23 protein-coding genes and 1 pseudogene are annotated in these 19,268 nt (G+C 65.5%); 8 read left to right on the forward strand and 16 right to left on the reverse strand.

From position 1 onward, the window contains the following. Positions 1–26: 26 nt before the first annotated feature. From recC to ACZ46K_RS25390, 7 genes are all read right to left on the reverse strand, one after another. On the reverse strand, positions 27–3,383 hold the full coding sequence (recC, locus tag ACZ46K_RS25360; protein ID WP_464745423.1) for an exodeoxyribonuclease V subunit gamma: 3,357 nt from the start codon (positions 3,381–3,383) through the stop codon (positions 27–29). Positions 3,384–3,492: 109 nt separating this feature from the next. Continuing rightward, a complete protein-coding gene (locus tag ACZ46K_RS25365; protein ID WP_464745425.1) occupies positions 3,493–3,726 on the reverse strand; it encodes an RNA-binding S4 domain-containing protein in 234 nt (77 codons plus the stop codon). Positions 3,727–3,804: 78 nt separating this feature from the next. Continuing rightward, positions 3,805–4,314 carry an SgcJ/EcaC family oxidoreductase gene (locus ACZ46K_RS25370; protein ID WP_054807781.1) on the reverse strand — a complete coding sequence of 170 codons (510 nt, stop codon included), beginning with the start codon at positions 4,312–4,314 and terminating at the stop codon, positions 3,805–3,807. Positions 4,315–4,410: 96 nt separating this feature from the next. Then, a complete protein-coding gene (locus ACZ46K_RS25375; RefSeq protein ID WP_464745427.1) occupies positions 4,411–4,752 on the reverse strand; it encodes a hypothetical protein in 342 nt (113 codons plus the stop codon). Positions 4,753–4,889: 137 nt separating this feature from the next. Further along, positions 4,890–5,393, reverse strand: a complete 504-nt coding sequence (locus tag ACZ46K_RS25380; protein ID WP_054807780.1) for a DUF2505 domain-containing protein — start codon at positions 5,391–5,393, stop codon at positions 4,890–4,892. Positions 5,394–5,489: 96 nt separating this feature from the next. Beyond that, complete coding sequence (locus ACZ46K_RS25385; RefSeq protein WP_054810874.1) at positions 5,490–5,696, reverse strand: hypothetical protein; 207 nt, start codon at positions 5,694–5,696, stop codon at positions 5,490–5,492. A 90-nt stretch (positions 5,697–5,786) separates the two neighbouring features. Continuing rightward, entirely contained in the window at positions 5,787–6,062 is a 276-nt protein-coding gene (locus tag ACZ46K_RS25390) for a helix-turn-helix domain-containing protein (RefSeq protein WP_464745429.1), read from the reverse strand. A gap of 74 nt (positions 6,063–6,136) precedes the next feature. Between ACZ46K_RS25390 and map the strand changes: the two genes are divergently transcribed. Continuing rightward, positions 6,137–6,907: a type I methionyl aminopeptidase gene (gene map / locus ACZ46K_RS25395; protein WP_054810480.1), complete on the forward strand. Its 771-nt coding sequence runs from the start codon at positions 6,137–6,139 to the stop codon at positions 6,905–6,907. A gap of 25 nt (positions 6,908–6,932) precedes the next feature. Here the strand turns inward: map and ACZ46K_RS25400 are convergent, their stop codons facing one another. The 3 genes from ACZ46K_RS25400 to ACZ46K_RS25410 all read right to left on the reverse strand — a co-directional run bounded on the left by ACZ46K_RS25400 (position 6,933) and on the right by ACZ46K_RS25410 (position 9,261). Continuing rightward, complete coding sequence (locus tag ACZ46K_RS25400) at positions 6,933–7,958, reverse strand: alpha/beta hydrolase (protein WP_464745431.1); 1,026 nt, start codon at positions 7,956–7,958, stop codon at positions 6,933–6,935. 150 nt (positions 7,959–8,108) lie between these two features. Next, entirely contained in the window at positions 8,109–8,651 is a 543-nt protein-coding gene (locus tag ACZ46K_RS25405; RefSeq protein ID WP_054805184.1) for a helix-hairpin-helix domain-containing protein, read from the reverse strand. A 16-nt stretch (positions 8,652–8,667) separates the two neighbouring features. Beyond that, complete coding sequence (locus tag ACZ46K_RS25410; protein ID WP_054805183.1) at positions 8,668–9,261, reverse strand: TetR/AcrR family transcriptional regulator; 594 nt, start codon at positions 9,259–9,261, stop codon at positions 8,668–8,670. 41 nt (positions 9,262–9,302) lie between these two features. Here ACZ46K_RS25410 and zapE point away from each other — a divergent pair, with 41 nt between their 5' ends. Beyond that, positions 9,303–10,349, forward strand: coding sequence for a cell division protein ZapE (zapE, locus tag ACZ46K_RS25415; protein WP_054805182.1), 1,047 nt, complete (start codon positions 9,303–9,305; stop codon positions 10,347–10,349). Positions 10,350–10,444: 95 nt separating this feature from the next. Here zapE and ACZ46K_RS25420 read toward each other — a convergent pair. The 3 genes and pseudogenes from ACZ46K_RS25420 to ACZ46K_RS25430 form a co-directional block, all read right to left on the reverse strand. Next, positions 10,445–10,642: pseudogene (locus ACZ46K_RS25420) on the reverse strand (putative sulfate exporter family transporter); the annotation flags it as partial. Between the two features lie 133 nt (positions 10,643–10,775). After that, positions 10,776–11,738: an NAD(P)/FAD-dependent oxidoreductase gene (locus tag ACZ46K_RS25425; RefSeq protein WP_054805180.1), complete on the reverse strand. Its 963-nt coding sequence runs from the start codon at positions 11,736–11,738 to the stop codon at positions 10,776–10,778. After that, positions 11,738–12,577: a class I SAM-dependent methyltransferase gene (locus tag ACZ46K_RS25430; protein WP_464745434.1), complete on the reverse strand. Its 840-nt coding sequence runs from the start codon at positions 12,575–12,577 to the stop codon at positions 11,738–11,740. Before ACZ46K_RS25430 ends, ACZ46K_RS25425 begins: the two co-directional genes overlap by 1 nt. 48 nt (positions 12,578–12,625) lie before the next feature. Here ACZ46K_RS25430 and ACZ46K_RS25435 point away from each other — a divergent pair, with 48 nt between their 5' ends. After that, entirely contained in the window at positions 12,626–13,225 is a 600-nt protein-coding gene (locus ACZ46K_RS25435; protein ID WP_054805179.1) for a helix-turn-helix domain-containing protein, read from the forward strand. On the opposite strand, the gene ACZ46K_RS25440 is transcribed toward ACZ46K_RS25435, so the two are convergent. Beyond that, a complete protein-coding gene (locus ACZ46K_RS25440) occupies positions 13,205–13,573 on the reverse strand; it encodes a hypothetical protein (protein ID WP_054805178.1) in 369 nt (122 codons plus the stop codon). The two genes, ACZ46K_RS25435 and ACZ46K_RS25440, sit on opposite strands and share 21 nt — an antisense overlap. A 153-nt stretch (positions 13,574–13,726) precedes the next feature. Between ACZ46K_RS25440 and ACZ46K_RS25445 the strand changes: the two genes are divergently transcribed. From ACZ46K_RS25445 to ACZ46K_RS25455, 3 genes are read left to right on the forward strand one after another with little or no spacing between them, the layout of a single operon-like run. Continuing rightward, on the forward strand, positions 13,727–14,371 hold the full coding sequence (locus ACZ46K_RS25445; RefSeq protein WP_464749470.1) for a DNA alkylation repair protein: 645 nt from the start codon (positions 13,727–13,729) through the stop codon (positions 14,369–14,371). An 8-nt stretch (positions 14,372–14,379) separates the two neighbouring features. Beyond that, positions 14,380–14,802 (forward strand): hypothetical protein, encoded by a 423-nt coding sequence (locus ACZ46K_RS25450; protein ID WP_054805177.1) that lies wholly within the window; start codon positions 14,380–14,382, stop codon positions 14,800–14,802. Between the two features lie 57 nt (positions 14,803–14,859). Then, on the forward strand, positions 14,860–15,129 hold the full coding sequence (locus tag ACZ46K_RS25455; RefSeq protein WP_054805176.1) for a hypothetical protein: 270 nt from the start codon (positions 14,860–14,862) through the stop codon (positions 15,127–15,129). A 52-nt stretch (positions 15,130–15,181) separates the two neighbouring features. Here ACZ46K_RS25455 and ACZ46K_RS25460 read toward each other — a convergent pair whose 3' ends face one another. Further along, positions 15,182–16,804 (reverse strand): long-chain fatty acid--CoA ligase, encoded by a 1,623-nt coding sequence (locus ACZ46K_RS25460; protein ID WP_054805187.1) that lies wholly within the window; start codon positions 16,802–16,804, stop codon positions 15,182–15,184. A gap of 120 nt (positions 16,805–16,924) precedes the next feature. Between ACZ46K_RS25460 and ACZ46K_RS25465 the strand changes: the two genes are divergently transcribed. Beyond that, positions 16,925–17,308 carry a VOC family protein gene (locus ACZ46K_RS25465; protein WP_054805175.1) on the forward strand — a complete coding sequence of 128 codons (384 nt, stop codon included), beginning with the start codon at positions 16,925–16,927 and terminating at the stop codon, positions 17,306–17,308. A gap of 215 nt (positions 17,309–17,523) precedes the next feature. Next, positions 17,524–18,399: an RCC1 domain-containing protein gene (locus tag ACZ46K_RS25470; RefSeq protein WP_054805174.1), complete on the forward strand. Its 876-nt coding sequence runs from the start codon at positions 17,524–17,526 to the stop codon at positions 18,397–18,399. Here ACZ46K_RS25470 and ACZ46K_RS25475 read toward each other — a convergent pair. Continuing rightward, a complete protein-coding gene (locus tag ACZ46K_RS25475) occupies positions 18,387–19,262 on the reverse strand; it encodes an alpha/beta fold hydrolase (protein WP_054805173.1) in 876 nt (291 codons plus the stop codon). The two genes, ACZ46K_RS25470 and ACZ46K_RS25475, sit on opposite strands and share 13 nt — an antisense overlap. Between the last annotated feature and the right edge of the window lie 6 nt (positions 19,263–19,268).

Consider the following 19,268-nt stretch of genomic DNA (forward strand, 5'->3'; position numbering starts at 1 on the left):
ATCTTCGGACACGATGTCACTCCCCATCACGGACGCCCCTGCTTCTCCGCTGCCAGCAGCGGTTCCCACAATCGGCGTGACAGCACACCGAAGCGGGTCGGGTCGTCGAACCAGGTTCGTTCGTCGGCGAGCGGTTCTGCTGCGGTGAGATCGCCGAACCCGACGCTACTGCCGTACAGATACTGCACGTGCCGGTCCTTCCCGTCTCCGAACTTTCCTCCGAACTCGTTGCCGGCGGATTCGAGTGCCATGTCGAGGGAGCCGCCACGGGCGCGTTGCTCCGCATACGCTGCGGCCGCCCCCGTCGTCACGGGCAGCACCGCGCCCATGCCGCGGTCGCGGAGATCGACGAGTTGCAGGAGCAGTTCGTGTGCGTTGTCGGGCGCGACCGTCGTCGAACGCCACGCCGGCATCCGACCGCGCCCGCGACCGGTGGTCACGGCCTGCCACCTCCCGTCATGACCTGACGCAGCGACTGCCAGGAGCTGGACCCATGCGGTGATCCGGTGTTTGGCAGCCAACTTCGAGAAGATGCTGCGCGCGATCACGTTGCCGTGGACCCCACCGACGGTGCCGGTGAGCCGTCGCCCGTCGCCGAGGTCGACCATCGTGTCGATGGTGGTGGGCCGCCCGCTGTGCACGGGCGCGCACGCGGAAACGAGGCTTTCCACCGCATAGGTGACGTCGTCGAGTGTGCTCTCGCCGAGCGCGTACGGCGGGAGCGTCCCGCGGCGCCACTCCGCGGCCCGGAAATCGGCTGCGGAGACGCCGCCGAGCCGGGATTCGAGCATCCGGTCGCCGAGGTTCCAGCGGGCCAACGGGTCGAGATCGATATCGAGCGCGTCGGCCGTGCCCTCGTCGAGTTCGGGAATCCGGATACCGAGCCGTTGCCGCAGAAACCCTTGGGCAGGATGCACGAGATACGACACGAGGTCGGCGAGATCGAGATCCGCTCGCTGCTCGGACCGGGGCGAGCGAAGCGACGGGGGGTTCGGTGCCGGGGCAAGAAGCACCTGTGCGAGAACCGGGGCCGCTTCCGCCGTGTCCGGGTTCTGCGTGGCGCGGGCACCGGCGAGCGCCGTCTCGTCGAAGCTGAACGGCGCCTCGGGCAGGAAGTTCCGGGCATCGAACGGCTGCAGCGGATGATGACGGACAACGGGATTCGCGTCGCCGTCTGCGACGTCGATCATCGTGGCCACCACGTCGCGCACCTCGCTGAGCGGAATCGCGGGTGGCCGCGATGCCCCCGTGACCGGATCGGCGCCGGTGTAGAACAGCAGCACCTTCTCACCCGCCGACATGATCGCGTCGAGCAGCAACTGCCGGTCTTCGCTTCGAGGATCACGTTCGCCGATGCGGGGATTCTGGGTGAGCACGTCGTCGCCGTCGATGTGGGCGCTGCGGGGGAAGACGTCGTCGTCGAGGCCGAGCAGCACTACCACCCGATGCGGCACCGAGCGCATCGGGACCATGGTGCACACCGTGAGCTCGCCGGTGCGGAAGTTCGCCCGGGTGGGCCGGCCCGCCAATCGACCGGCGAGCATCGCCCGCACATCGGCCAGCCGCAACTCGGCGTCTCCACTGTGTTCGACGGCAGCACCGATCTCGCGATGCGCCTGTGCGCGTTGCCATGTGTCGGCCGCCGGAACATCCACCAGCAGATCGAGTGCGTGCGTGAGCGCTTCCGCCCACCGCCCTGCGGCCTGGGGCCGACGCAGACCCCACAACGCTTTGTCGAGCCGATCGACGTATTCGGCGAATCGCCCGGCAAGATCGATGTCGTTGCTCTCGACGTCGTCGAGCGGCATTGCAAGGGCAAGCCATTCACTGTCGGAACCGTCGGCGGTGACTCCGAGCAGGACCCGGTCGAGTGCGGTGCCGAAGGTGTTCTGCGGGAAGTCCGCAAGACCGAACGCGCTGCGTTGACGCTTACCCAGGCCCCAGCGAGCACCCGATTCTGCGGTCCATTCCTGCAGCCGCTCGAGATCGTCGTCGTCGAACGAGAACATCCGTCTCACGGGTGCCGATGCGGCCAGATCGAGTGCGTCGCTCGCGGTGACCCGCGCATCGGCAAGGCCGAGCAGCGCCGCCACGACGGACACGACCGGGTTGGTGCGACGCAGGCCGCGATCGGCGAGCCGGACTCTCAGACCGTGACCCGGATGTCCGCCGATGTCCTGGCCGAACGACGCCGCGACCAGCGGAGCATAGGTGTCGACGTCCGGGCACATGACGATGACGTCGCGAGGTTCGAGCGTCGGATCGTCCTCGAACAAGTGCAGGAGGCATTCGCGCAGCACTTCGACCTGGCGTGTCGGCCCGTGGCACGCGTGGATCTGCACAGTGCCATCGGCCTGGGACACCCCCTGTCGCTTCGCTCGCCCCTCGGCGGACGCCGCCTCCGGAGTGCGGTCGGCCCGGATGTCGGCCTGAATCCTGCCGAGCAGCGTGTCGGGGGGCGAGGGCGCGGCGTGCCGTTCCTCGACCGCACCGAGCTCGGACAGCCTGCCCTGCAGTTCGCGGACGTCGCGGGCGAGTGCGGCGAGAAGGGGATGACCGACGAGATCGACGCTGCGATCGTCCGCCCGCCGCAGGACCGGCTCGCAGTCCGAGAGTTTCTCCCACATCCGAGGACTCGCGTGCGGCAGCCACAGGTGGACGTCCCGGCGGGTGCCCAGCGCCGCCAGCACCTCGAGTTGCACCCGGTCGAGACGGGTCGGCCCGAACAGCGACAGCCGATCCGGCAGGTCGACGATGCCCGGTTCTGCGCGCAGTCGCTCACACATCTCGTCGAGCCGCTGGGCGGGGCTGTCGACACCGATGCGGTCGCGCAGGCGGCGCCACAATTCGGCCTGCCACCGCAAGTGCTCGTCGAGCGGGGCCCCGGTGCCGTCGGTGTCGTGCCCGGCAGCCCAGTCGGTGAGCATGCGCGGCCGTTGCTGCCCATAGCTACGCAGCAGGTCGCGGACATGTTCGGCCGTGGCGTAGCGACGTCCGGCCCGGTGGTCGTCGGCGCCGTGGCCCAGGTGCCGCGTCAGCGCCGCACACCACGGCAGGCCGAGGCTCTCGTCGATGACGTCGAGCAGCGCCCACAGCACTCGCGACGGATGCCAGGGATCGTCGTCGGCCGTGGTACCCGCGGCAGCTGACAATGCCTCGTCTACGAGACGGGAAGGCGAAGGGAAGGCGATGTTCGCGGCGATCCCGTCGCCGGCGACAGCCCCGAGCACCGTCGAAAGCCGCTGTGTGAGCCACCGCTCGACACCGCGAGCCGGTACCGCGACGACCTCGCGTGCGAACGGGTCGGCGGGCGGGGTGGACAGAAGCTCTGCGAGTGCATCGGCCAGTATGTCGGTGCGCTCGGCACGATGCAGTCTCAGCACGCGCAGGTCCCCCTCGTGGGTCGTTCGATCCGTCGGCTACGGCTTATCACACCGAACCGACAATCGCCGACCTGCGCATGTCCGAACGTTCGTCAGAGCTGCGCTTTCGTCAGAGCTGCGTCTTCTTCAGGGCGGGGAGCTTCGTACCGAACACAGCGACGAGGCGGCTACCGGAGACCGACACCACATCGCCCGCGTGCAGACGCCTCCGTGGACTCCGCACGGGAAGGTGATTGACGCACACAGCGCCTTCCATGAGGAGCGCTGCGGCCTCACCCCCGGAGGTGGCCAAGCCACTTTCCTGGAGGAAACCGAACAGTGAGTCGGGCACGAGTGCCTGCATGTATTCGATGGTCGCGGGGCAATGCATCAACACGGTCACCGGCCGGTGATGATCAGATGAACTCGCAACCAACTGGGCTCACCCGTTCAGGAGCGGATCGAGACGGGTGTTCTGGAACGAGCGGATCAGCCATTGCCCATCCGCCTTCAACGCGACGCTCGTATTACGCGACAATGCCTCGTCGCTGCACTCCGTCTCGCCGTTCCAGAGCACGCACCCGGTGCGGATGATGATCGCCATGTCCGGGCGGGGGAAAGCGATGTTCTCGGAGACTTCCTTCAGTTCGGTGCCGCCGACATAGGTGTCGAAGAAGTACTGCATGCCCGACGCGATCTCGTCATGGCCGTGCAACACGTCGCCACTGAAGGTCACCACATCGGCGTCGTGCGTGTGGATCGCGGCGTATGCATTGCCGTCACCGTTCTTCCATGCTTCGTGTTGGCGCACACGTAGCTCTTCGATCGCGCGGAGATCGGACGCGAGTTCTTCCGCCGCTGACGGCGGTACGGCACTTGCTGTTGCTGCACCACCCAACAGTATGGCTGCACCGATCACACATGCAGACACTGCATTTCGCTTCCTCGACATCGCGAACTCCTTCGGCTACTGAGGATTCTCGATGTCGAGTGTGCGCTGCGCGACCCTCTGGAGGCATCCGGGACAATACCCATTTCCACCCCCAGGTCATGCCATCCGGGAACCACCTCCCCCGGGAATATCGAACAGCGGGAGCTGATCACGCAGTGCCAACGCCGTGAATTCCGCGTGGTACCGCTCGCCGAGTTCGCGCGCCACATGTGCGGGGCATCCGAGCTCGGCGCCGATCTGATCCCAGGTGTGCCCGGCTTCGCGTTGCTCCCATGCGAAGCCGCCATCGTCATCCCACGGTGCCGACATGGCCCGATACTGCTCCGGCTGTGCGCCACCTGCAACGACCGACGGCGGCGTGTCGCAGATCACAAGCACATCAGCGTATCCCGGGCGGATGAGCGACGCGACCGACCCCGCACGTCCACCGATACCCACAGCACATCGGGTCCGGCGAATTCGTAGGTGATCTGCGCTATTTCGCTGATCTCGTCCGACGAAAAGCCCGCAGGCCGTGTCCACGTTCGTCCCGACACATACAGGAAAAGCGGGGCCGCCGGAGCGGCCCCACCTCGTCACTTGGCAGCGAGCCAGTCGTTCAGTTCCTTCTGGTCGGCATTGACGATGCTCTCGACCATCTGGATCACAAGACCCTCGACCTGTCCGCCGACGACCGGAATCTTCACGGCGACTTCACCCGTGACCTCGACGATGGAACCACCCGATGCGGACGCGCGCAGCTCGGAGCGCCCTTCGATCGAGACGGGCAGGCTCGAGGAACCACCGGTCATCGTGCCCTGTGCTTGCCCTCCGTCGAGGGCGCTCCATTCGTCGGCCCGATTCATCTCCAGCGGGCCGCGCAGGATCCCGCGAACCACGGCGGGCAGACCCGCAGGATCCATCCGGCCGGTGATCTCGACACGAATCGTTCCGGGGCCGCCGGGAGCGGACACCGCGATCGAGCTGCCTTCGGCGTCGGCCCCGCCGCGGCTCTTCCAGAAGTCCTCGCTGGTCAAGACGGCGTGCATCGTGTCAACGCCGTGCTCGAATTCGGTGGTGAAGGTAAATGCTTTCGACATGGCCGGAACAATAGCTCGCCCACATCACAGCTCCGCCACGGGATCACCCGCTTCGGCTCCGCCTCACGAGGCCTGCTCACCGTACCCGAAAGAACCTCACAGCTGGGCGGCAAGGATGGGAGCGCCGACACCGACCACAGCGGCTGCCGCGACCCCCAGGAGGGGAGAACCGGCGACGAAGGCTACTGCGAGGCCACCGAGTACGACCATGATCACCAGGAGTACGAGACCTGCCGCCCTGCTCTCGGTCAGCGCTTGCTCTCGACCCGGGGCGTCGATCCGTACAGGTGTTGCAGTTGCCATCGCTTCGTCCCCACTTCCGACTCATTCGACCCAGGGTTCGAGGAACCGTGTTCCCCGGCGCGACGCATCCCAAACCCACACGACCGCGCCCTACCCGGCAGACCGGACCGATTCTTCGACGGGGACGACAAGCGTGAGCTCCGCGAGTTCGTCGAGGGAAACCGCGAGGACCTGTGCCAATGCGGCAACCGTCACGAATGCGGGTGTTGCCAACCGGCCCGCTTCGATCTTGCGGAGAGTTTCGGGTGAGATCCCCGCCTCACTCGCAACTTCGGCGAGCGTGCGGGCGCCGCGCGCCGTGCGGAGGCGGCCACCGAGGCGCCGACCGGCGGCGAGCTGTTCCGGGGTGAGCGGGAGACGAACCATACGCATGATCCTACACTGATCTGGTATTAAAATACCGATACAGTTGTTGTCGACCAACGCCAGAAGGACTGCCGATGCTCGAACTCAAGACTCCCGGAGAAGTTGCCGCCATGCGTGTCACGGGCGCATTCATCGCCGGCCTGCTCACCGATCTCTCGAACCGCGCCGAGCCCGGCGTGAACCTTCTCGACCTCGAGGAGCGTGCCCGCGATCTCATCGCGAAGCGCGGCGCGGTGTCCTGCTACTGGGACTACTCACCCTCGTTCGGACGCGGCCCGTTCCGCAATGTCATCTGCCTGTCCGTCAACGACGCCGTGCTGCACGGTCTCCCCCACGACTACACGTTGCGCGACGGCGATCTCCTCAGCATGGACATCGCGGTCTCGATCGACGGCTGGGTCGCCGATTCGGCACGCAGCATCGTCGTCGGAACGCCGAGGGACGAAGATCTACGGCTGATCGACGCGACGCGGCAAGCGCTCGACGCAGGCATTGCGGCGGCGCGTCCGGGCAACAGGCTGGGCGACATCTCTGCGGCCATCGGCGCGGTCGCGGCCGAATACGGATACCCGGTCAACACCGAGTTCGGTGGACACGGCCTCGGGCGCACCATGCACGAGGACCCGCACGTCTCGAACACGGGCCGAGCGGGCCGGGGCCTGGTGCTGCGTCCCGGGCTCACCCTCGCCCTCGAACCGTGGTTCGCAGCGGGAACCGACAAGATCGTGTACGACCCCGACGGTTGGACCATCCGCTCGGCGGACGGATCCCGCACAGCGCACAGCGAACACACCATCGCCGTCACCGACGACGCCCCGCAGATCCTGACCGCGCCCGCAGCGTGACCTCGCAGCCCGAGCTTTCTTCGGACTACGCAGTCACTTTCCGGACGAAGGTGATCGTGCGGTCCAGTGCGTCGCGGGCGTCCTGAAGCGACAGGTCGAACTGGTACTCGTGCCCCAATTCGGGCGTGTGATCGTCCGGGTAGAACACCTCGTCCACCATGACACCCAGCTCGGACAGCTTCGCCGCCAGCGGTTTCGACTGCGTGTCGGTGAGCGGATCGGCGTTGCCGCCATTGATGAACGCTGCCGGGAAGTTCTCCGTGACGACGAACAGGCTCGACATCTGCCGTGCCGCGTCCGACGCCACGAAGTCACGGTCGCCGGTGTATGACCACAGCGCCTGCTGGACTCCCCAACCGACAAGTCCGCCCGCACCGTCCATGGCCGGCACGTTGTAGATCCCGCAATTGAGCACGACACCACGGAGAGCATCCGCAGACAGCGACGGTTCCAGTCCGAGGTCGCGGGCGACATCCGGATCGGTGATCGCCGCGGCGAGTTGCGCCGACAACTGAGCGCCTGCGGAATCCCCGGCGAGCACGATCCGGTCCGGGTCGATATGGAGGTCCTCGGCGTGCGCGAGCAGGTATGCGTGCGCGTCGTCGAGCTGGTGGACCGGTGTCGGATAGCGGTGTTCCGGCGCGAGCGAGTAGCCGAGCGACACAACCGTGAATCCGGCATCGACCAGCCGTCGGTAGTACCCGGCATAGTTCGTGCGGTTTCCCGAAATCCATGCGCCGCCATGGGTCCACACGATGGTGGGAAGCGCCTCCGTCGTCCCTGTCGGCGTGTAGACGTCGAGGTATGCGTCGGGATCACCGTTGCGGTATGCGATATCGGCGACGAGATCCGTGGCCGGCGCTCCCTCCTCGAGGTTCGCCGTCGTCTCCTCGGCACCACGCTCGAACACCGCCCTGACGACGAGTGCACCGGGAGTCGGGCTCAGCACGAACGCAGCCACCGCGACCACCAGCACCAACGCGAGCACGAGCACAATCCATCTCAGGATGTGCCGTCGCGGACGTCGCGCCACAGCTTGCTCGGCTGCCATCGCAGTCTCCCGCCCAGAATGTGACCCCTCGAGCAGGAGTCGCGCCTCACCCGATCATTGCAGGTGAACTGCTCGGGTGCCGGACACACACATCGGGATGATCTCGAAGGGTGGCGGCTACGTTCACGAACACACCTCTTTCGTCTCTGGTTACTCCTCCGATTCCTGGATTCGGCCGCTCTCCCGCACTACCTCCGCGAGGATCCGAAGCGCTTTGGGACCGACCCCGTGCAGCGCCGCGAGTTCGGCCGCCGAACGGGCTGCGACGTCGTCGAGTGTCACCACTCCGGCGCCGAGGAGGGCCCGTGTCGCGGGCTTCCCGATGGAGGTGGGTAGGTCACTGTCGGACGGAACCGCCCCCGAATCGGCCTCGACCAATGCCGCAGCAAGATTCTTCGGAGCTCGCGAGATCCACGCCTGGCGCACCAACCCGTTGAGATGTTGCCCGTTGATGTCGGCGAGAGATATCCGGAATCCGCTCGACGCGCCCCGATACTCGACCCGTTCGGCGCTCGGATGATCCTCCAGCGCACCGGCAATCACCTCGTCGGGCAGCTTGATCGCCGCGACGCCGTCGGCGACCGAAACGAAGACCTTGTTCCGTACCGAGTAGGTGACCGCTTCGGCCGCAGTCCGCTCCTCCGCCTCGGGAAGCTCGAGCGCTGCCTTACGCACCTGTCGCGCTGTGGTCATGCTTCCGATCCTAGGGCTACTGATCGCAGAGCACGCCGATCCAGAGGGTGATCGCACGCTGCACGGATTGCCGATGATCGACGAACCGGGTGTCGGCGCCCACTACCCGCGCCCCATAGGTGAGATCGAATACCAATCCTTCGAGCAGAGCGATCAGGTCGCGTGCGGCGCCGTCCGGATCACCGGATCCCAGCGAGTCCATCAGTGTGGTTGCGGCAGGCCGAGAAAAGAGACACGACGCCAGTGCTGCACGCAATTCGTCGTCGCCGGATGCATCGACTGCCAGCGAGTACCTGGCCAGAACATCTCGGCGTCGGTCCACGATCAGAGTTTCGAGCTGGTCGGTGATCAGTGCACTCGCCTCCGCAACCGTCCGGGGCGGCGCGGCGGGTAACGCGCCACGGAACGATTCGCTCGAGAGTCGCGTGAGGTGGGCGATCGCGGCGGAAACCAGAGAGTGTCGGGTTCGGTAGTAGTACGACGTCGAACCGCGCGCGAGTTCGAGTCGCGCGTCGATACCCCGGTGGGTGAGGGCGTGATTGCCGCCCTCTGCAGCGAGATCCAGGGCTGCGTCGCAGATGAGGTCTCGGCGGGAGGTGCGGTGAGGCATGTCTCCATCCTCGCAGACTCTACGATAGTAGAGTCTCGTTCATGGGATGGTTTCGCCGCGCAACCCGAACAGACCCACCTCCCGGGGTGGCCCCTGAAGCATTCGACTCCGCCGCAGAGAAACTCGGGCTCACCCTGGATGCAGCGCAGCGGCTGGCCTCGCTCGAACTCGTGACCGCAGAGGGAGGCGTGTACCTGTGGGGGCCGGTCGGACGCGGTAAGAGTCTGCTGATGTCGATGTACTTCGATGCACTGCCGACTCACCGCAAGCGTCGGATCCACTTCCACGAATTCTTCCGCGACCTGCACACCGCAATGAGGCGGCACCGATACAACCTCGATTCCGCCCTGGACGAACTTCTCGACGGAGCGGAGGTGGTGTGCTTCGACGAGTTCCACGTCCACGATCCCGCCGACGGCAGGTTCATCTCACGCCTGCTGCCCGCACTCCTGAGCCGTGATGTCGAAGTCGTCCTGACGTCGAACTACCCGCCGCGATCCCTCATGCCGAATCCACTGTTCCACGACGATTTCGTGCCGACCATCGAATTGATCGAACAACATCTGACAGTCGTGACGGTCGACGGCCCCATCGACTATCGCACCGTGTCGGGCCACGACACCGGGTTTGCGGCCGGAACGTGGATCACACCCGACTGCACACACCCACACCCCCGGCCGGACGAATCGGTGACAGTCACACCGGCCGGCCACCCCATCCGCCTCCGGCGCGCCACGGATGGCAGGCTCTGGATCGACTTCTCCGACCTGTGCGTGGACACAACCGCACCGTCGGACTATCTCGCCCTGACCGAATCGTTCCAGCACTGGATCATCAGCGGTATCCCCGGCCTCCTGACCGCGGGACGGGAACCCACTCAACGTTTCGCGAATGTCATCGACGTTCTCTACGACCGCGACATCACCACCACATTCATCTCGGCCGTCCCGCTGAGCGAGTTCACCGACGGCGCGTCACTCCCCCACGACATCGCGCGAATCATGAGCAGGCTCGGTCAACTGGCCACCCACGCCGGGTGCCGACACCGCAATTCGGCGCCGGACTCTTCCAGGAAGGATCCGCATTGATCGATTTCGAAATCCTGGACCACCATTCTCGAATTCCCTTCGACCTATGAAAATTCCGAGTTCGACGATCTGCCGAATATCGATCTGCTGAGTATTCAGACTGAGGTCGACACATTCGTGAGCAACACGCCCGCCAACGCAATACCTGCTACCCAGATGGTTGCAATAGCGGAAAGGACGAATGGTCGTGCGCCGACTTTCTTGATCGTCGCAATATGGACGCCGGTGCCGAGTGCGAACATTGCTGCGGTGAGCAACGAGGTCTGCACCACTTTTGCCACGTCGAGCACACCGGTGGTCGTGCTCATCGCCACCTTCACGATCGGCTTGACCTTGCTCAACGGTGCCACCGTCAGCACTGTCCGAGCGATTCTCACCGAGCTGTTCCCCACCCGGTACCACTACACCGGCGCGTCGGTCTCCTCATCACCTTTGAGCCCGCGCGCTGACCGCCACCGCCACATCTTCCGCGATGAGATCTGCATTGACGGCCGCACCGGCCATCACACCTGCCCCCGATGCCACCATCACCATCGCCGACAGGTCACTCGCATTGCCCGCAGCCCAGACTCCGGGAACCTCTGTCTTCCCCATCGGGTCGGAGTCGATGAACTCTCCGAGCGGGTGGTCGGTCACCGTTCCGCCGAGCTGTTCGTAGAGGTCTGCCCGGGCGTGGAACCGCGGAGCAACCACCACTGCGTCCTGCTCGGCCTCGGGTGCGCCGTCGAGTACGACGGTCACGCCCCTCTCCCCCTCGTCGCGGAGGCCCTCGACGCGGACGTCGACCACACGGATCTGCCGCGCCGCCAACTGTTCGGTCGCGTCGGCGTCGAGTTCCGGCATCGTGTGGGTGAACAGCGTGACGTCGGCGGTGAGTTGCCGGAACATCAGCGCCTGGTGGACACTCATCGGGCTCGACCCGATCACGCCGACGCGCTGATCGCGCACTTCCCATCCGTGGCAGTAGGGGCAGTGAAGCACCTTCCTGCCCCACATCTCCTTCACGCCGGGCAGGTCGGGAAGTTCATCGACGAGTCCCGATGCCAGTACGAGTCGCCGCGCCCGGACGGTTCCGCTTTCCTCGAGGTCCAACTCGAACGCGTCACCGTTGCGGCGCGCCGCTGCTGCGGTGTCGACGCGAATCTCCACCCCGTACCCGATTGCTTCCTTGCGACCGGCGGCGAGGAGGTCGAGCGGTGGAATACCGTCGTGGCCGAGGACGTTGTGCGCGCCAGCGGCCGGCGCATTACGCGGTTCTCCGGCGTCGACCACGAGCACCGAGCGTCGCGAGCGAGCGAGCGCGGTCGCAGCACTCAATCCTGCTGCACCACCCCCGATCACGGCAACATCGTAGTGTGCAATGGCGGGCCGGTCGGTGTTCGAACTCATCAGTTGTCTCCTCGCTCGAGTTTTCTTGCCGCCCATGCGGTTCGGTTCCCACGGACCCTCAGATCAGACCGGGTCAGCACCGAGTCGGGGCCGTGGTCCGCGCTCAGCCGGTCCAAGGTATCGAGGTCGTCAGCAGACAGGCCGCTTGCGAGCCCTTCACGAAGCTTGCTCAACACCGTGCGCGCATAGGTGCGGGCAGTCGGCGTGGTGCCGTCGAGATCGATCTCGGTGCGGCGCACAGCTTCGACGTCGAAGCCCGCACGTTCGAGGTCCTCGCTCCAGTCCGGGTGGACGTTCCACCCACGTTCACCCGCAAGCGCATGAGCGCGCGCCTCGAGTCCCGGTGTGCCGATCCCGATGTCGTCGGGAAGAAATCTCGGCTGGGATTCCATTTCGACTACTACCAGGAGCGCTCCAGGATTCAGCGAATCGTGGAGTTGCCGCAGGAAGACGTCGGGGTCCTGGACGTGATGCAACGACAAAGCCGACCACACGAGATCGGCCGAGTCGACGGCAGGCCAGCCGGCGTCCAGATCCGCCTCGACAGTCTTCACCCGGCCCCGAAAACCGTGATGGCCGGCAGTGTCGCGGACTCGGGCCAGCATCTCCGGCGACCGATCGACGGCAATCACCTCCGCTTCGGGGAACCGTGTGGCGAGAGCGCGCGTACCCGTCCCCGTTCCGGCCCCCACGTCGACGATGACACGAGGATCGACCCGATCGGCGACCCAGTCGACCAGTCCGTCCAAATAGCTTCGATGCACGTCGGCATCGAGATCCAGCAGATCTGCCGGGGAGTCGCTGTGCCGGTGTTCTTCATGATGACTGTGATGATGCATTCCCCCACGCTATAGCGTTCAATGCAGATTCGGCATACCATCTTGCCTATGGAGCAAGAAGAGGTCGACTTGGACCAGGTCGTTCGGCAGCGCATCCGAAGTCTGCGCCTGGCGCGCGGATGGACACTCGATGCGCTCGCAACCCGCTGTCACATCAGCCCATCGAATCTGAGTCGCATCGAAACCGGCCGCCGCAGAATCGCATTGGACCAGCTCGTCCCGATCGCACGTGCACTCGACACCACGATCGATCACCTCGTCGAAACCGACGACGACCAGGATGTGGTGATCAGGCCGCAACCGTGCGACACCCCCGGCTTCACAACCTGGCTTCTCTCACGCGAACGATCCCTCAACGGAGTCACGATCGCGAAGATGCGCATCACCAACGAAAACCCCAGACCGACGGACACGCTGCCGGTCCACCCCGGACACGAATGGTTCACGGTCCTCACCGGCACCGCGCGCCTTCAACTCGGTGAACGCACCATCCTCATCCAGGAGGGCAACGCAGCCGAGTTCTCGACGATGACGCCGCACGCGATCAGCGCCCACGACGGCGTCGTCGAAATCCTCACCATTCTCGATCACAACGGAGAGCGCGCGCACCTGCACGGCAACAGTGCGTCAGCGAACACTCGGCCGTAGATACCACTGCGCAGCCGCCGCGACACCGTCCAGAAGCGCAGTGGTGATGAGCAGGCCGCGACCCGGCCGCGACGGTGCCCGCGACAATCCGACGCAGCACGCCGCCACCCAGCCGAGGTTGACCACCGCAGCAATTTCGAGATCGCGGCGCCGTGCCGGACGGCGAACGGCCGCGCGCCCCAGGACGACGCTGGTCGCGCCCAGTGCGACAGCAACAGATACACGTACACGGTGCGACGGGTCTACCGAACCTACGACCCGCTCGTCGACCGACACTGCCACCGCGGCGGCCGCGCACCCGACACCATCGAGTCCGAGCAATACCCGAGCGAGCTCGTCCCGGTTCATTTCGGCTCCCACGTGATCCCCCCGGATTGCGGTCGGTGGCAGCGTAACGCGATGAACGGGTGATCGACGCACGTAGTGTGATTTCCGAATCGGCGAAGAACGGAGCGAACGGTGGCCGGAACCACGGTGGAACCGCCGACAGTGGCGGAGTTGATGGCCGAATTGGCGGAGCTCGAAGACCCGAAGATCCGCGAGGTGAACGTCAGACACGGCGACGACCACGGGGTCAACCTCACCCGACTGCGCGCGATCGCCAAGAGGCTGAAGATCCAGCAGGACCTCGCCGGGGAACTCTGGGAGACCGGCGACAGCGCGGCGAGACTGCTCGCAATCCTCATCAGTCGGCCGAAGGCGTTCACACGCGACACCCTCGACACCATGTTGCGGGAAGCACGCGTACCCAAAGTCCAGGATTGGCTGGTCAACTACATCGTGAAGAAGAGCCCGCACGCCGACGAATTGCGCGTACTGTGGTTCGACGATCCGGACCAGGTCGTAGCGAGCGCAGGTTGGGCCCTGACGTCCGAACGAGTGGTGAAAAAGCCCGCGGGTCTCGATCTCTCCGCGCTGCTCGACACCATCGAAGTGCAGATGCAGGATGCTCCGGAACGCCTCCAGTGGGCCATGAACACCTGTCTCGCCCAGATCGGGATCGAGCACGCCGAGTATCGCGCCCGGGCCCTCGATATCGGCGAGCGATTGAAAGTGCTCGAGGACTATCCGACCTCCCCTGGCTGTACGTCCCCGTTCGCCCCGATCTGGATCACCGAGATGGTGAACCGGAAAACCGACAAGTGAGGCCCTTGATGAAACTGATGCGCGCCGTCGGCGTCTGCGCCACCACCATTGCCACGTCGGCCCTGCTCGCTGCAGGAGTGGCTTCGGCTTCGGAGACCGTCGCGTTCCAGATCGATCCAGCACCATACGGAAATCCGAACGGAAGCTTCGACGCTCCATCGATCCGCTGCGTCGCGGTGGTCGGCGAAGAGTCGGGCGTCGTCACGATCACCGGCGGGAAAGAGGACGGCTGGGGCTGCCTCCTCTACGCGGATGTGCAATGGGTGAACCTGTCGACCGGCGAATCCGGATCTACCCGCCTGTCGGACGGGCTCAACGGTATTCCGGCATTCGCCACTATCGATACCGGCGCCGGGCAGGTCGCCGTCCTCTTGACCTCGGCAGCGGCCGGGCCCGTCACCCCCGGCATCGCGACATTCCAGGTGCCGTAGGCGGCGTCCCATCGAGAAACATCACGTCAGGAAGAATCCGCTGCATATACTCCGGCAATGCTGATCATCGGGATCATCCTGTTCGGAATACTCATCGGCGCAGGTGCCCAATTGATTCTGGGCAAGTCCACGTCCGGAATCGATTGGACAGTAGCGTTCGCTGCAGGAATCGGCGGCTCGTTCGTCGGCGGCCTGCTCATCAGTCTGCTTGCCGGGGACGGTCTCGATTTCCGCCCCAGCGGCATCATCGGCTCCATCGTCGGCGCCGTCATCGTCACCGCGGCGTGGTTCTGGTGGAAAGGGCGCTCGAGCTCGTCCGTGGGCTGACAGCGAAGGGCCTGCCGCACCGGTGACGGTGCGGCAGGCCCTTCGGTGCGCGTCAGATCCGGGTGATGTCCAGCCCGCCGTCGTGATACTGCGACCGCAGGCGCTTCTTGTCGAACTTGCCGACGCTGGTCTTGGGAACCTCGCTGACGACCGTCCAGTTCTCTGGAAGCTGCCACTTGGCGACCTTGTCCGACAGGAATTCGCGCAGCGTGTCGACTGTCGCAGTGGCCCCTGCACGCAGCACCACGGCGACCAACGGACGTTCGTCCCACTTGTCGTCGGGCACACCGATCACCGCTGCCTCGAGAACCTCGGGGTGCCCCATGACCGCATTCTCCAGATCGACCGAGGAAATCCACTCGCCTCCGGACTTGATGATGTCCTTCGTGCGATCCGTCAGCGTCAGATAGCCGTCCGGAGTGATGGTTCCGACGTCGCCCGTGCGCAACCACCCGTCGTGGAACTTGTCGGGCGCCTCCACACCGTAATAGGAGGCTGCGATCCACGGCCCGCGAACCTCGAGTTCACCGATGCTGGCACCGTCGTTCGGAACCACCACGTCGTCATCGCCGACGAGACGGGCCTGCACCGACGCCGGGAATCGTCCCTGCGTGTACCGGTAGCGCCACCGCTCGTCGCCCTCGGCACTCGCCGGCGGTCGCGCCACCGAACCCAGCGGCGATGTCTCGGTCATTCCCCAGGCGTGCAGAACCTGCACGTCGTGGTCTGTCTCGAACGCATGCATGAGCGACGGCGGCACCGCCGATCCACCGATCAGCACCTCCTTCATGGAGGAGATGTCCTGCGGATGTTCTTCGAGATACTGGTGAAGTCCGAGCCAGATGGTCGGGACGGCGGCGGCGAAGGTCGGGCGCTCGGCGGCGATGAGCGCTGCGAGCGGCTCAGGCTGCAGGAAACGGTCCGGCATGATCAGCGACGCACCGATCATGAACGCCGCATACGGCAGACCCCACGACATGGCGTGGAACTGCGGAACCACCGCCAGCGCCCGGTCACCCTGCCGAAGGGCAGGTCCCTCCGTCATGCACACCTGCATCGAATGCAGATAGATCGAACGGTGTGAGTATGCGACACCTTTCGGGTCACCGGTGGTACCGGACGTGTAGCACATCGCGGCGGCGGACCGCTCGTCCACCTCGGGCCAGTCGAAAGTGGTCGGCCGGTCGGCGATGAGCCCCTCGTAGGTGTGCAGCTGCACACCGTCCGGGACCTCGAGACCGGCGGTCGAGTCGCCGGTGACGACCACATGCTCGACGGTGGTCAATTGCGCCAGCTGCGGTGCGAGCAACGGGACGAGCGTGGAATCGACGATGATCACGCGGTCTTCGGCATGGTTGGCCACGTGGATCAGCTGTTCCGGGAACAAGCGGATGTTGAGGGTGTGCAGGACGGCGCCCATCGCCGGTATCGCGAGATACGCCTCGAGGTGTTCGGCGTTGTTCCACATGAACGTCGCGACACGCTCGTCGCCGTTCACGCCGAGGCCGCGCAGAGCATGCGCGAGCTGCGCGCACCGTTGACCTACCTCGGCGTAGCTACGCCGCCGCGCACCGGAATCGGTCCAGGTCACCACCTCCGCTTCGCTGTGAACGGAGCTGCCGTGGCGCAGAATCTGCGCGATGGACAAGGGTGCGTCTTGCATGGTGCTCAACATGAATCGCTCCTCTTCGATCGGTTCGCGACCATTGTGTCGCACGCCACCCGATTCCGGACCATCGAGGTGTTCTGCGCCGTTGAACGGACAGTTCACGCATCGGCCGGATAGCGTCACGGCATGATCACCGGCCTGCATTCACTGGTCTACACCGACGATCCCGAAGCGACACGAGATTTCTTCCGCGACGTACTCGGATTCGCCTTCGCCGATACCGGCGGAGGTTGGCTCATCTTCCGAACGGGGCCGTCCGAACTCGGGGTGCATCCGACGTCGACTGTTCAGGAGGGTGTCGAGTACAACTCACCACGCCACCACGCGATCTCACTGATGTGCGACGACCTCGAAGCAACAATGGCAGACCTGTCGTCGAAGGGCGCTCGATTCACCCGCGACGTCCGGGACGACGGCTACGGTCTCACCGTCGATGTCGCGGTGCCGGGCGCCGACGACATCATGCTGTACGAACCTCGCTATGAGCCGCCGGCGTTCCTCGAAGACTGACCCGCGACAACCTACGTCCGCCGGCCGGCGACTCCACGCCCCTCGGGCTCGAGCGCCTCGCACGAGAGCTTTCCTCCTGCGGCCCGGGTTGCCGTAGGTCGTGAGGCAACGGGAACCCGGACAATTGGGGGAAGTGTCGCCACGGCCTCCCGCCGCCAAGCGTGTGGCAGGCTCGAATCGTTCCGGCGTTCTCACGGCCGGCAGGATGGAATCGCATGACCGTACTTGCCGCAGGCAGACGTCATTCCGTTGGACTCCACGCCGATGGAACCGTCGTCGCTGCAGGAAATGGCTCTGCCGGCGAGTGCAACGTTCTCGGATGGCGGAACATCGTCGCAGTGGCTGCCGGGAATGTACACACCGCCCGGAACACAGGAAGGTCTCACACCGTCGGCCTGCGGTCCGACGGGGCGGTCATGGCCGCGGGGTGGAACGGCGACGGGCAGTGCAACGTGGGCACGTGGCACGAAATAGTCGCGGTCGCTGCAGGCTGGCGTCGCACGCTCGGAGTGCGGGCAGACGGCATCGTCGTGGCTGCCGGCCGCAACAACGAACTGGAGTGCGACGTCGACTCCTGGCGCGAGGTCGTGGACGTCGCCGCCGGTGACTGGCATTCCGTCGGCGTCCGGAACGACGGAACTGCCATCGCCACGGGCAACAATCGATTCGGACAGTGCGAGATGGACGACTGGCGCAATCTCACCGCGATCACCGCGGGATACCTCCACACCGCCGGCCTGAGAAGCGATGGAACCGTTCTCGCTGCGGGGCAACGTAAATCGGGCGCATGCGACGTAGACGAGTGGGTCGAAGTGACGTCGGTGGCCGCAGGAAGTCATCACACCGTCGGCGTGCTCGCGAGCGGCAGGGTTCGCGCCGTCGGAGACAACAGCCACGGACAGTGCGACGTCCACCGGTGGCACGGCATCGTCGCGGTCGCGGCGGGCTCCACTCATACGCTCGGTCTATGCGCCGACGGCACGGTCGTTGCGGTGGGTGGTCCGAAGGATGGTCGATGCGATGTCGATGAATGGCACGACATCCGGCTACCCAGATCTCGACCTCATCCGCAATGGCCCTACCGATCGTGACGAGCGACGAATTCGCGAACCCGGTCGATGACCGCCTGTGGCTCGTCCACCAGCACCGCGTGGCTTGCATCAGGGAGTATGTGCAGCTCGGCGTGGGGTGAGACGCCGCGAACCACCTTCGACGCCCGCATCGACGGAACCAGCCGGCTCCGCCCTCCGAGCATGATGGTCAGGGGCGTTCGGATGCCTATCCACTGGTCGTTCGTCAGCCGCGTCGGGCGCGGCGTTCCCCGCTGCACGAAGTCGGTACGAGCGGCCATCAGTAGGTCGAGCATCGTGGATTCCGGTAGCCGTCCTCCACGCACCCATGTGAGGTATGCCCGATACTGCTCGTCATCGCCGAGCAGCATTCGCAGCATCTTCCACCACGCACGCACAGGCATTCTCACGATCGCTCCGGGCGGCTCGATCGCCGTGACGCTGAGGAGACGTTCGGGGGCCTCGACAGCATGATTGAGCGCGACCCACCCACCGTACGAGTAACCCACGAGGTGCGCGCGATCGATATCCAGGCCGGCGAGTGTCTCTTCCAACCAAGTTGCTGCGTCCCTCCCATCGCCGACGGGCGGGCGCTGCACGCTGCGACCGGCATCCCAGACGGTGTCCACCGCGATGATCGGCCTGTCGAGCTGCCACGCCTCGGCGAACCGATCCCAGACCGCGACGGTGCTGCCCCCACCCTGCAGGAGCACGAGTGGGTCCCCGGTCCCCGAGCTGCAGACCGTCGAGACTGTGGTCGACCCGAAACTCGTCTCCACCGATCGATCTTCACGATCGGGCCACTTCGCCATCGCCTTGTCGAAGGCATCCAGAAAATGCTCCTCGGACCGCGCGTTCTCGAATTTCCCGACCAGTTCACCCATACGACG

Source organism: Rhodococcus sp. JCM 9793, assembly GCF_055380405.1.